Origin of the sequence: Bacillus sp. SRB_331 (assembly GCF_003264175.1) — a bacterium.
Classification (GTDB): domain Bacteria; phylum Bacillota; class Bacilli; order Bacillales; family Bacillaceae_G; genus Bacillus_A; species Bacillus_A mycoides.
In genome coordinates, this window is sequence record NZ_NADV01000030.1 from 87835 (window position 1) to 99718 (window position 11884).

13 protein-coding genes are annotated in these 11884 nt (G+C 36.7%); 10 read left to right on the forward strand and 3 right to left on the reverse strand.

The window, feature by feature from the left end; all coding sequences use genetic code 11:
- Nucleotides 1–2: 2 nt before the first annotated feature.
- The 3 genes from B5P42_RS20820 to sspN all read left to right on the forward strand — a co-directional run bounded on the left by B5P42_RS20820 (nt 3) and on the right by sspN (nt 1403).
- Nucleotides 3–950 carry a 3'-5' exonuclease gene (locus B5P42_RS20820; protein ID WP_113735092.1) on the forward strand — a complete coding sequence of 316 codons (948 nt, stop codon included), beginning with the start codon at nt 3–5 and terminating at the stop codon, nt 948–950.
- Between the two features lie 131 nt (nt 951–1081).
- The gene (locus B5P42_RS20825) at nt 1082–1225 is read left to right on the forward strand and encodes an FbpB family small basic protein (RefSeq protein ID WP_002014298.1); all 144 of its coding nucleotides are present in this window, start codon (nt 1082–1084) and stop codon (nt 1223–1225) included.
- A gap of 43 nt (nt 1226–1268) precedes the next feature.
- Complete coding sequence (gene sspN, locus B5P42_RS20830) at nt 1269–1403, forward strand: acid-soluble spore protein SspN (RefSeq protein WP_000527988.1); 135 nt, start codon at nt 1269–1271, stop codon at nt 1401–1403.
- Nucleotides 1404–1479: 76 nt separating this feature from the next.
- Here sspN and B5P42_RS20835 read toward each other — a convergent pair whose 3' ends face one another.
- The gene (locus B5P42_RS20835; protein WP_002066644.1) at nt 1480–2772 is read right to left on the reverse strand and encodes a glycoside hydrolase family 18 protein; all 1293 of its coding nucleotides are present in this window, start codon (nt 2770–2772) and stop codon (nt 1480–1482) included.
- Nucleotides 2773–2881: 109 nt separating this feature from the next.
- Here B5P42_RS20835 and B5P42_RS20840 point away from each other — a divergent pair, with 109 nt between their 5' ends.
- Nucleotides 2882–3301, forward strand: a complete 420-nt coding sequence (locus B5P42_RS20840; RefSeq protein ID WP_000495823.1) for an acyl-CoA thioesterase — start codon at nt 2882–2884, stop codon at nt 3299–3301.
- Between the two features lie 26 nt (nt 3302–3327).
- On the opposite strand, the gene B5P42_RS20845 is transcribed toward B5P42_RS20840, so the two are convergent.
- Together B5P42_RS20845 and plsY are read right to left on the reverse strand one after the other, a co-directional pair.
- Nucleotides 3328–3618: a HesB/YadR/YfhF family protein gene (locus tag B5P42_RS20845; RefSeq protein WP_113735093.1), complete on the reverse strand. Its 291-nt coding sequence runs from the start codon at nt 3616–3618 to the stop codon at nt 3328–3330.
- A 108-nt stretch (nt 3619–3726) separates the two neighbouring features.
- Complete coding sequence (gene plsY / locus B5P42_RS20850; protein WP_002121351.1) at nt 3727–4323, reverse strand: glycerol-3-phosphate 1-O-acyltransferase PlsY; 597 nt, start codon at nt 4321–4323, stop codon at nt 3727–3729.
- Nucleotides 4324–4548: 225 nt separating this feature from the next.
- On the opposite strand from plsY, the gene B5P42_RS20855 reads away from it, so the two are divergent.
- From B5P42_RS20855 to parE, 6 genes are all read left to right on the forward strand, one after another.
- Nucleotides 4549–6405, forward strand: coding sequence for an anaerobic ribonucleoside triphosphate reductase (locus tag B5P42_RS20855; protein WP_113735094.1), 1857 nt, complete (start codon nt 4549–4551; stop codon nt 6403–6405).
- Nucleotides 6402–6854 carry an anaerobic ribonucleoside-triphosphate reductase activating protein gene (gene nrdG / locus B5P42_RS20860; protein ID WP_002128495.1) on the forward strand — a complete coding sequence of 151 codons (453 nt, stop codon included), beginning with the start codon at nt 6402–6404 and terminating at the stop codon, nt 6852–6854. The genes B5P42_RS20855 and nrdG overlap by 4 nt, the downstream gene beginning before the upstream one ends.
- Nucleotides 6855–6872: 18 nt before the next feature.
- Nucleotides 6873–7550: a response regulator transcription factor gene (locus B5P42_RS20865; RefSeq protein ID WP_002185181.1), complete on the forward strand. Its 678-nt coding sequence runs from the start codon at nt 6873–6875 to the stop codon at nt 7548–7550.
- A gap of 203 nt (nt 7551–7753) precedes the next feature.
- Nucleotides 7754–8995, forward strand: a complete 1242-nt coding sequence (locus B5P42_RS20870) for a S1C family serine protease (RefSeq protein ID WP_002185182.1) — start codon at nt 7754–7756, stop codon at nt 8993–8995.
- A gap of 135 nt (nt 8996–9130) precedes the next feature.
- The gene (locus B5P42_RS20875) at nt 9131–9544 is read left to right on the forward strand and encodes a CoA-binding protein (RefSeq protein WP_000151385.1); all 414 of its coding nucleotides are present in this window, start codon (nt 9131–9133) and stop codon (nt 9542–9544) included.
- A 374-nt stretch (nt 9545–9918) separates the two neighbouring features.
- A complete protein-coding gene (gene parE / locus B5P42_RS20880) occupies nt 9919–11883 on the forward strand; it encodes a DNA topoisomerase IV subunit B (protein ID WP_002014314.1) in 1965 nt (654 codons plus the stop codon).
- Nucleotide 11884: the final 1 nt, after the last annotated feature.

An 11884-nucleotide genomic window follows, 5' to 3' on the forward strand; every position in this document is an offset into this window, starting at 1 on the left:
GAGTGGGGAATGTATCCTTACCGTTAGATTATGTTGTAATTGATTTTGAAACAACAGGATTTAACCCTTATAATGATAAAATTATTCAAGTTGCAGCAGTGAAATATCGTAATCATGAACTAGTAGATCAATTTGTATCGTATGTGAATCCAGAGCGTCCATTTCCGAGCCGAATTACGAGTTTAACAGGTATTACGAATTATCGTGTTTCAGACGCACCAACAATTGCAGAAGTATTGCCTTTGTTTTTGGCATTTCTAGATACAAATATTATCGTGGCACATAATGCTTCTTTTGATATGCGTTTTTTAAAGAGTAATGTAAATACGCTTGGACTACCTGAGCCTAAAAATAACGTTATTGATACTGTGTTTTTAGCGAAAAAATATATGAAGCATGCGCCTAATCATAAACTTGAAACGTTAAAACGAATGCTTGGAATTCGCTTAAGTTCTCATAATGCATTTGACGACTGTATTACGTGTGCTGCTGTTTATCAAAAATGTGCAGCCGTTGAAGCAGAAGGAAAAAGAAAAGCGAATAAGGAAGTACTTGATGAAACAGCGGTATTTGAAGCGGTAAAAGAAATGCTTGTACGAAATAAACGTGATATTGAGTGGATTCGTTGTATGAATGTTGGGAGTTATTTAGATATAAAAGCTTTTTACCCAATTATAAGGTTAAAGGTCAAAGGGCGAAAGAAATATGTGTTAACAGAAAAAATGGAAGACGATGTAAGAGAAATTTGTACGAGCTTAACATACGAGGCAGCATTGAAAAGTGAGATTGGCAACACGAGAATTATGATTGACAGTGTAGAGGACATTTTGAAGCTAGAGAGCTACATTGTAGCAGAATACGATTCTGTATTACGAGCGCTGGATGAATATAGAGCAAATAAAGTAAATGCGGATGAAGAAATTAAAAAATATTTAAATACGATGGTGTAAAAAATCCCATGTGCAATATATGCGCATGGGATTTTTTATCAAAACATAAAATTTTCTTACAAATCTGATTAAAGAGTTTTTCATTTGCTCATACTATGTAATAAGAAAGCGTAGAAGAAAGGGTGAGCAACATGAGAAGAAGTCGCCGTAGATCGTTTGAAGAACTTGTAAATGAAAATAAACAACAATTATTAAGCGATCGTGATGCAATGGATCGAATTGAAAAACGAATTGAAAAACGTTATGAAATGAAACTTTTTAAGCAGGCTGAATAATTCTTAACACTAGTACGATACTAGTGTTAAGGAGGCGATAGTAATGGGTAATCCGAAAAAGAATTCAAAAGACTTTGCACCAAATCAAATTGGAACACAATCGAAAAAAGCTGGTGGCAATAAAGGGAAGCAAATGCAAGACCAAACTGGCAAACAACCAATTGTTGATAACGGTTAAAAAAAGGAGAATGTCATCATTCTCCTTTTTTTGTGTTTGGATAATATTATAAAAATATTTAAAAAGCTGACTTTCGTCAGCCTTTTTTCGTAATTGTAAAGTTTTCAACGAGTAAACGCCAATTTTGTGGGAATGGTAGACCAATCTTCCAGTAACTAATACCGCCAATGCCTTGTTCTTTCATTAAATTGAATTTACTTTGAATAGACCTCGAATCTTCAAACCAAACCTCGTGTTGTACGCCGTTTTCATCAAAGTAATTAAAATGTGGAGCTTGGGCTGTGAAATCATAACGGATAGGAACATTGTATTTACGAGCAAGTGCAACAGCTGCGACAGAGCTAACTGCTTTTGCGGGTGGATTCCCTTGTTTGAAAGGAAGTTTCCAATCAAATCCATATAAATTTTGCCCCATCATAATTTTTTGTGGAGGCATTTGAGACTTTGCATATTGAAGTACTTCTTTTACAGGACCAATAGGGGAAATCGCCATCGGTGGTCCACCTTGCCAACCCCAGTCGTATGTCATAATGACGACGAAATCAACAATTTGTCCTTGTGCTTTATAATCGTGAGCCTCAAAAAATTTCCCTTTTTGATTTGAGCTCGTTTTCGGTACAAGTGTTGTACTTAATGTGTACCCGCTAGGTAAGCGTGTTTTCACATTTCGTAAAAAACGATTATACGCTTCGCGATCTTCAGGTGCCACACTCTCGAAATCGAAATGAATGTCTCGCATGCCATATTTTTCAGCTGTTTGCAAAATGTTAGTAATAAACTTGTTTTGAATTGTTGCATCGCGTAAAATAACCGAGGTCAGATCGGCACTGAAATTTCCATTTTCAATATTTGTAATAACGAGCATAGGGATGGTGTTACCTTGCGTTGCAATATTAGCGATTTTCGCTGTTTCCGTCGGTTCTTTTAAAGTGCCGTCTCTTTTTGCTTCAAAGCTGAAGTAGGCTAAATATGTTAAAAATGGATTAATAGCACGTGTAGCATTTACTAAACTTTCTTTTATCGGTATTGTTGAAGGCTGTAAATAAGCGATGGATTCTACTGCTCGTTTTGTTCCTTTCGGTATATATAATTGCTGCCCGACATGGAGAATAGATTTTAATGAAAGATTATTAACTTTAGCTAAACTGGCGAGAGGGACGTTATACGTTTGAGAAATTCGATAAAGGCTGTCACCTGGCTGTACATAATAATTATTGCCTTTTGTATTAACGATAAGTGCCTGACCAACAACGAGTGTTTCAGCTGGATTTAGTCCATTGTCTTTTACAATTTCTTCAGGTGTAGATCCGTACTTTGATGCTAAACCATAAACACTATCACCGCTACGAACAGTTACAATTTGGATCATGTGCTTGCCCCTTTCGGTAAAAGATTCACTGTTTTTATTTTATTTTTGATTCCACTGTATTATGATTAAATGTATGCAAGGTAGCAGAAGTGAAAGAAGGCGAATAGAAATGTTTGTAGCAGAATATGAAGTTGAAATCCGCTATGCGGAAACAGACCAGATGGGTGTTGTTTACCATTCAAACTATTTAGTGTGGCTGGAACTTGGGCGCACTAAACTTATACAAGAATTAGGATTTTCATATGTTGAAATGGAGAAAGAGGGAATTATTTCTCCTGTATTAGACTTGCAAATTTCATATCGTAAAGCGATGCGTTACGGAGAAAAAGCAATTGTGAAAACGTGGATTGATACTGTGAGCCCGCTTCGTGTTGTATATGGTTATGAAATATATAACGGTGATGGTGAGCTTTGCATTACTGCAAGTACAACGAATATTTGTGCGAAAAAAGAAGGGTTCCGCCCTGTATCATTTAAAAAATTATATCCTGAGTGGTATGCGAAATATGAGGAAATTAAAAAGAAATAAAAAAGCGTGGCAGAAGCCACGCTTTTTTATTTTTCATAATTAAATTGAGGGAAATCATCACCGTCGTTAAGTGTAACTAATAAATTATGTCCATCGAAGAACCACTCATCATCGCCTTCAATAAAGAAGTTAATACCTTCTTCTTGAGTTTGAACAGCAGGATGTGCAGGGTCATCTTTACGAATACCTAAAGAAAGTCCTTTTTGCACAGTACTGCAACCGCCGTATTGTACGAAAAGGCGTAGTGTTTCACCCGATTGTAAGTTTAATTCGTTTTTATACCATTGTGCTGCTTCTTTTGTTACGGAAAGATTCATGTATAGTTCCTCCAAATTATGTTGCTTTTTCTTTAGTATAAAAAATAACGCAAAAAGACGCTATTAATATGCTTCACGTTTTCTTTTTGCGTTATGTGGGTTAAGATCTTATTTTTGCTTTTTTGAAAAGTTTGCTTTCGGTTCAGTTTTATTTATAATTCGTCCGATATTTGCACGGTGTTTATAAATAACCATACCTGCTAATAAACACATCGCAATAATGAAGATTTTATCCCCGCTAACAATGGATGCAATAACAGCAACGACAGCTGTTACCATAGAAGAAAGTGATACGTATCTTGTTGTAAATAAAAGGGTGAAAAATACAACAGCTAATATTGCAAATACAACTGGTGAGTAGCATAATAGCACGCCAGCAGAAGTTGCAACTGCTTTCCCCCCGCGGAATTTTGCGAAGATTGGATAGACATGTCCAAGAACAGCGGCTAATCCAAACCATAGTGGGTGCGTATCTAATCCGAAAATAATCGGTAGAGCTGTTGCTAATGTGCCTTTTAAAATGTCAGCAATTGTAACGATAAAACCTGCTTTTTTCCCTAATGTACGGAATGTATTAGTTCCGCCTAGATTACCACTTCCATGCTCACGAATGTCAATTCCATAGCCAATTTTTCCAACGACTAATGCAAACGGAATCGAGCCAAGTAAGTAGGCAACGATAAATAAAAGATATGTAATAACCATGAGTTCAGTCTCCTTTATACAAATGTGTTGATAAAGGGTAAAAAGAGTTTTTCCCGTTCATTGTACCATACATTTGTAAAGAGCACATTTCTTTTTTATAAATGAAAAAGTCATTAATTTTTAAAAAAACTTTCACAGGAATGTTACATTTTTCACAGGAACAGAAGAACTATATGTTGTATGATTTTAATCAAAAGACAACAACATGTTGGTGGAGGGTTATGAATGTTGAAACAAAATGTACGTGGAGAAGAATTAATGAAAGTATTTGAGACAATTATCCACGGTAATGAACAAGATTTAATGCAGGAAAATGCAAATGTAGATGGTCGATCTCCAATGGGAGTAATGGGAACGTTCGCATCTGAGAGCGCAAAGTATTATGCAGTAGAAAAATTATTATCAGATCAAGTGAAAAAAGCGATAGATCAAAATATATTATATCCACATGATTTAGATTTTTATGCAACAGGAACGACGACTTGTTCGCAAATTCCGTTAGCGCAAATGCTAGCTAACGGTTTTCATACTGGACATGGACATATGAGACAACCGCAAGACATTAAAAGTGCGTTGGCGCTTTCTTCAATTATTTTTCAGGCGAATCAAAATATGCAGCACGGTGGTCAATCGTTTGCACTCTTTGATATTGATTTAGCTCCATATGTGAGAAAAACAGTAAAGAGACATAAAAAACGACTACAGTCATATCCGCTTACGAAAGAACAAATAGAGGAATTTGCATGGAAAGAGACAGAAAATGATACGTATCAGGCGTGTGAGGCTTTCGTTCATAATTCAAATAGTATGCATAGTAGGGGCGGGGGACAAGTACCATTTATTTCTATTAACTACGGAACAGACACATCAAAAGAGGGAAGACTTTTAATTAAGCAACTTTTAAAAGCGACGCAAGCTGGACTTGGTAAAGGGGAAACACCGATTTTTCCTATTCAAATTTTCAAAATGAAAAAAGGCGTGAACTTTGAAGAGTGTGATCCGAACTATGATTTATTTGAATTAGCGTTAGAAACGACCGCTGAGCGATTATTCCCTAACTTTTCGTTTTTAGATGCTCCGTTTAATGCTGTGCATTATGATGGTCGACCTGAAAGTGAAGTATGTTATATGGGGTGCCGTACTCGTGTTATGTCTAATATACATGGGGAAGAAACAGCAATTGGAAGAGGGAATTTATCGTTTACTTCTATTAATTTAGTGAAATTAGCGCTAATTAGTGGTTCAAAAGAAGCGTTTTTTGAAGCGCTAAGTTATTATTTAGATTTAGGCGTTAAGCAATTATTAGAGAGATTTGCTTATCAATGTACAAAGAGAGCAAGAGATTTTCAGTTCTTATATTCACAAGGTGTATGGCGTGGTGGAGAGACGTTACAACCTGAAGAGGCTGTGGCACCGATTTTGAAACAAGGGACGTTAAGTCTTGGTTTTATCGGTCTTGCAGAATGTTTAGTAGCGTTAACTGGAAAGCATCATGGAGAAAATGAAGAATCGTGGAAGCTTGGATATGAAATTATTTCCTTTATGAGAGAGAGAATGGATAAGGCGATGGAAGAACATCAACTCAATTTCTCTGTAATTGCAACGCCAGCAGAAGGGTTATCAGGAAAGTTTGTGAAAAAAGATAGAGAAGAATTTGGTGTAATTAGCGGTGTGACAAATCATAATTATTATACAAATTCGTTCCATGTACCGGTGTATTACAATATTCAAGCGATAGATAAAATTCGATTAGAAGGACCGTTCCACGCTCTTTGTAATGGCGGACATATTACGTACATTGAACTAGATGGTGCAGCTGTGCATAATCAAAAAGCGTTAAAGCAAATTGTACAAGCGATGGCGCAGTACGGAGTGGGGTACGGTTCAATTAACCATCCTGTTGATCGTTGTAAGTGCTGTAGTTATCATGGCATTATCGGGAATGAATGTCCGAGTTGCGGGAATGAAGATGAGAATGAAATAGAAAGAATTCGCCGCATAACAGGATATCTTGTTGGAGATATGTCAAAGTGGAATAGCGCGAAACGTAGTGAAGAGATGGATCGGGTGAAGCATAAATGAAAGTTATGAATATCATTCATGATAGTGTAGTAGATGGAGAAGGATTGCGGACAGTCGTGTTTTTTGCGGGCTGTCCGCATCGTTGTATCGGTTGCCATAATCCGAAATCATGGAATGTTTGCAATGGAACTGAAATGACGGTAGAAGAAATTGTGAAAGAGATTGAAAAAAATTCATTAACCGATGTAACATTTTCAGGCGGAGATCCATTTTTTCAAGCTGCTGAAGTGAAAAAAGTAGCAAAAGCAGTGAAGGATTTGAGAAAAAATCTATGGATTTATACAGGTTACAGGTTAGAAGAGATACAGAGTGCTCAAAATAATGATATGATAGAATTGTTACATTATGGGGATGTTTTGGTCGATGGAAGATTTGAACTTGATAAAAAAGATTTAACACTTCCATTTCGCGGAAGCTCCAATCAACGTATTATTCGATTGAAAGAGTAAAAAGGCGGGATATGTTATATGAATAAAACAGTATTACTTGTTGAAGATGAAAGAAGATTACGTGAAATTGTTAGTGATTATTTTCGTAATGAAGGCTTTGAAGTAATCGAAGCGGAAGATGGAAAAAAAGCGCTAGAATTATTTGCTGAACATACAATTGATTTAATTATGTTAGATATTATGTTACCAGAAATAGATGGTTGGTCTGTTTGTAGACGAATTAGAAAAGAGTCAGCGGTACCAATTATTATGCTGACAGCACGTTCTGATGAGGATGATACATTACTAGGCTTTGAACTAGGTGCAGATGAGTATGTAACAAAACCTTTTAGTCCGAAAGTGTTAGTAGCTCGTGCAAAGACGTTATTGAAACGTGCGGATGGAGCGGTAGGAGTATCAGAAGAAAATACTATGTCTTTAGCTGGAATAGAAGTAAATCGACTATCTAGAACAGTTTTAGTAGATGGTGAAGAAATTATATTGACACATAAGGAGTTTGAACTTCTTGTTTATTTAATGGAGAACAAAGGAATTGTGTTGTCACGTCAACATTTATTAGATCAGTTATGGGGATATGATTACTACGGTGATGACCGAACGGTTGATACACATATTAAAAAACTGCGAAATAAGCTAGGAGATAAGGCGAGGCATATCGGCACTGTTATTCGAGTAGGTTACAAATTCGAAGAATAACCTTTAAGTTACTATGCATCCCGGCTTTGGGATATAGCAAATTTACACTCTCCTTTGTAGGTGGAATGTACAAAAAATACTTTTCTTGTCTACAATGGTAGATAGGAGTATTTTTTTAATTGGATTTCACGATGAGTTCACAAGAAGGACACAAAATGTGACTATACTGAAAGTACGAATTCACCAGGGAGGGGAAATAAAACATGGGATATTACGACGGACCGAATTTGAATGAAGAGCATAGTGAAACGAGAGAAGTGAAAAAATCAGGTAGTAAAAAAGGATATTTTTTCACAGGTTTAGTTGGAGCTGTAGTCGGGGCGGTTTCGATTAGTTTTGCAGCACCGTACATGCCATGGGTGCAAAATAATGATGCAGCTGTTTCGTCATTCAATTCTAATAAACAAGTAGAAGGAACTGTAGTTCCAGTTGTAAATAAAGCGAAAAATGAAACTGATTTACCGGGAATGATCGAAGGCGCGAAGGATGTTGTTGTAGGTGTTATTAATATGCAACAAAGTGTTGATCCATTTGCAATGCAACCGACAGGCCAAGAGCAACAAGCTGGCTCAGGATCAGGTGTTATTTATAAAAAAGCAGGAAATAAAGCGTATATTGTAACGAACAACCATGTAGTAGATGGAGCAAATAAACTTGCTGTAAAACTAAGTGATGGTAAAAAGGTAGATGCAAAGCTTGTAGGGAAAGACCCTTGGTTAGATTTAGCGGTTGTAGAAATTGATGGATCTAATGTAAATAAAGTTGCCACTTTAGGTGATTCAAGTAAACTTCGTGCGGGTGAAAAAGCGATTGCAATCGGTAACCCACTAGGGTTTGATGGAAGTGTAACAGAAGGTATTATTAGTAGCAAAGAACGTGAAATTCCAGTAGATATTGATGGCGATAAGCGTGCAGATTGGAATGCTCAAGTTATTCAAACAGATGCAGCGATTAACCCAGGTAATAGTGGTGGTGCGTTATTTAACCAAAACGGTGAAATAATTGGGATTAATTCAAGTAAAATTGCACAACAAGAAGTTGAAGGAATTGGATTTGCTATTCCAATTAATATTGCAAAGCCAGTTATTGAATCCCTTGAAAAAGACGGAGTAGTGAAACGTCCAGCTCTTGGAGTAGGTGTCGTTTCATTAGAAGATGTGCAAGCTTATGCAGTAAATCAATTGAAAGTACCGAAAGAAGTAACAAACGGCGTTGTATTAGGTAAAATTTATCCAATATCACCTGCAGAAAAAGCTGGTTTAGAGCAATATGATATAGTAGTAGCGTTAGATGATCAAAAAGTAGAGAATTCACTTCAATTCCGTAAATATTTATATGAAAAGAAAAAAGTAGGCGAGAAAGTAGAAGTTACATTCTACCGAAACGGTCAAAAAATGACGAAAACAGCTACATTAGCAGATAATTCAGCTACAAAAAATCAATAAAGGTAAACTTTAATCAGTGGAGAGTTCTCTTCCTTCTGCTTATTAGCGTACATCAATCGGAATAAAAGAAAGTCTCTTTCATGTTGAAAGAGACTTTCTTTATCGGATATACTAAAGGAATAGGAGGGATTAATTATGACAATTGAAAACCCAACTCGTACGGAAATTGGTGAAGTATTGAAGAAAAGTAAAACGATTGCGGTTGTTGGATTATCAGATAAACCAGAACGTACATCGTATATGGTTTCAAAAGCAATGCAAGATGCAGGGTACCGCATTATACCGGTAAATCCAACAGTTGATGAAGTCCTTGGAGAAAAGGCAGTTCCTTCACTGGCGGATATTAAAGAACATGTTGATATCGTAAACGTATTTCGCCGTTCAGAATTTTTAATGGGTGTTGCGAAAGAGTTTGTAGAGATTGATGCAGATGTTTTTTGGGCACAACTAGGAGTACAAGATGAAGATACATATAAACTTTTAAAAGAAAAAGACTATACTGTAATAATGGACCGTTGTATTAAAGTAGAACATGCGATGACAAAATAGTATAGATTTTAAAGATAGAAAGATTGATTCAGCCCTCGTTATAGATAAGTAGGGCCGATGAACGAGGTGTTCATCATGAGATTTTTTAAAGGCTGTTTTTGGGGATTGTTACTTGTTATCCCGTTTTGGATATTGATCATTTGGATCATGATAAAGGTTTGGAATGTGTAATCTTGGAATACATATCCATTTCTCGTTGACAAACGATTATTTTTCTGAAATAGTAGCCTAGAGGAATCCTTGTGAAAAAACAAGGATTTTTCTATTGAAAATGGTATATAAAAGAGATAAGATAACTTGCCAAAACTATAGTCGAGGCGTTATTCTATAATAGAAACATATGTTCTGATTTGATTAGGAAAGGGGCAAGGAGTTTGGCGAAGCATCAGTTCCAATATAATGAAGATGCAATTCAAGTGTTAGAAGGACTTGAAGCCGTTCGAAAACGCCCGGGTATGTATATCGGGAGTACGGATAGCCGTGGATTGCATCATTTAGTATATGAAATAGTAGATAACTCCGTTGATGAAGCATTAGCGGGATTTGGCGACGAAATTTCTGTCGTAATACATAAAGATAATAGTATTAGCGTAATTGATAAAGGGCGAGGAATGCCTACGGGAATGCATAAGCTTGGAAAGCCGACACCTGAAGTTATTTTAACTGTACTTCATGCTGGTGGTAAGTTTGGCCAAGGAGGCTATAAAACGAGTGGTGGTTTACACGGTGTTGGGGCATCAGTTGTAAACGCCTTATCAGAATGGCTAGTAGTAACGATTAAGCGAGATGGTAGCATTTATGAACAACGCTTTGAAAATGGTGGTACTCCTGCAACGACGTTAGAGAAAATCGGGAAAACGAAAGAGTCTGGTACAACGATGCACTTCAAACCAGATACAACTATTTTCAGCACAACAAATTATAATTATGAAACATTATGTGAGAGATTACGTGAATCTGCATTCTTATTAAAAGGAATGAAAATCTCGATAAAAGATGAACGTAATGATTTAGAAGATGTGTTTCATTATGAAACAGGAATTGAGGCTTTCGTTTCATACTTAAACGAAGAGAAAGATTCGATTCATCCAGTTGTATATTTCTCGGGTGAGCAAAATGGAATTGAAGCAGAGTTAGCGTTTCAGTTTAATGATGGTTACTCAGAAAACATTCTTTCGTTTGTAAATAATGTACGTACAAAAGACGGTGGTACACACGAAGCTGGATTTAAAACAGCAATGACACGTGTGTTCAATGAGTATGCTCGTAAAGTTTCTTTATTAAAAGAAAAAGACAAAAATTTAGAGGGTACAGATATTCGAGAAGGATTAGCTTCGATTGTTTCTGTACGTGTACCAGAAGACGTACTCCAGTTTGAAGGGCAAACGAAAGGGAAACTAGGTACAAGTGAAGCTCGTTCTTCAATTGATGCAATTGTATCTGAGCATTTAGCTTACTTTTTAGAAGAAAACCCGGATGTAGCTACACTTCTTGTGAGAAAGGCAATTAAAGCAGCACAAGCACGTGAGGCTGCTCGTAAAGCGAGAGAAGAAGCGCGTACTGGTAAGAAGAAGAAAAAATCAGAAGGTACTTTAAGCGGGAAGTTAACACCTGCACAATCACGTAATCCTCAGAAAAACGAATTGTATTTAGTAGAGGGTGACTCGGCTGGTGGTTCAGCAAAGCAAGGGCGAGATCGTCGTTTCCAAGCGGTACTACCATTACGTGGTAAAGTAATTAACACGGAAAAAGCAAAGCTTGCTGATATTTTTAAGAACGAAGAGATCAATACGATTATTTACGCAATTGGCGGAGGCGTAGGGAATGAGTTCGCTGTTGAAGATATTAACTACGATAAAGTTGTTATTATGACCGATGCAGATACGGATGGAGCACATATTCAAGTGTTACTACTGACGTTCTTCTACCGTTATATGAAACCACTTATTGAAGCTGGTAAAGTATTTATCGCACTTCCACCTTTATATAAAGTAAGTAAAGGAAAAGGGAAAAGTGAAGTAATTGAATATGCATGGTCTGATGAGGAATTAGGTGATGTAACGAAAAAGGTCGGTAAAGGCTACATGTTGCAGCGCTATAAAGGACTTGGCGAAATGAATGCCGATCAATTATGGGAAACAACGATGAACCCTGAAACACGTACGTTAATCCGTGTGAAAATTGACGATGCATCAAGAGCTGAGCGCCGAGTTACGACATTGATGGGGGATAAAGTAGAACCTCGCCGTAAATGGATTGAGCGTAATGTACAATTTGGTATGCAAGAAGAAGGAAATATTTTAGAAAATGAAATGATTATGGAGACGGAGGTGGAATAAC

What these genes read in the sequence shown, in the direction of transcription:
- B5P42_RS20870 (WP_002185182.1), top strand. Translation starts at nt 7,754, where the DNA reads ATGGGATATTACGACGGACCGAATTTGAATGAAGAGCATAGTGAAACG.
- nrdG (WP_002128495.1), top strand. Translation starts at nt 6,402, where the DNA reads ATGAAAGTTATGAATATCATTCATGATAGTGTAGTAGATGGAGAAGGA.
- sspN (WP_000527988.1), top strand. Translation starts at nt 1,269, where the DNA reads ATGGGTAATCCGAAAAAGAATTCAAAAGACTTTGCACCAAATCAAATT.
- plsY (WP_002121351.1), bottom strand. Translation starts at nt 4,323, where the DNA reads ATGGTTATTACATATCTTTTATTTATCGTTGCCTACTTACTTGGCTCG.
- B5P42_RS20875 (WP_000151385.1), top strand. Translation starts at nt 9,131, where the DNA reads ATGACAATTGAAAACCCAACTCGTACGGAAATTGGTGAAGTATTGAAG.
- B5P42_RS20855 (WP_113735094.1), top strand. Translation starts at nt 4,549, where the DNA reads ATGTTGAAACAAAATGTACGTGGAGAAGAATTAATGAAAGTATTTGAG.
- B5P42_RS20865 (WP_002185181.1), top strand. Translation starts at nt 6,873, where the DNA reads ATGAATAAAACAGTATTACTTGTTGAAGATGAAAGAAGATTACGTGAA.
- B5P42_RS20835 (WP_002066644.1), bottom strand. Translation starts at nt 2,772, where the DNA reads ATGATCCAAATTGTAACTGTTCGTAGCGGTGATAGTGTTTATGGTTTA.
- B5P42_RS20845 (WP_113735093.1), bottom strand. Translation starts at nt 3,618, where the DNA reads ATGAATCTTTCCGTAACAAAAGAAGCAGCACAATGGTATAAAAACGAA.
- B5P42_RS20840 (WP_000495823.1), top strand. Translation starts at nt 2,882, where the DNA reads ATGTTTGTAGCAGAATATGAAGTTGAAATCCGCTATGCGGAAACAGAC.
- B5P42_RS20825 (WP_002014298.1), top strand. Translation starts at nt 1,082, where the DNA reads ATGAGAAGAAGTCGCCGTAGATCGTTTGAAGAACTTGTAAATGAAAAT.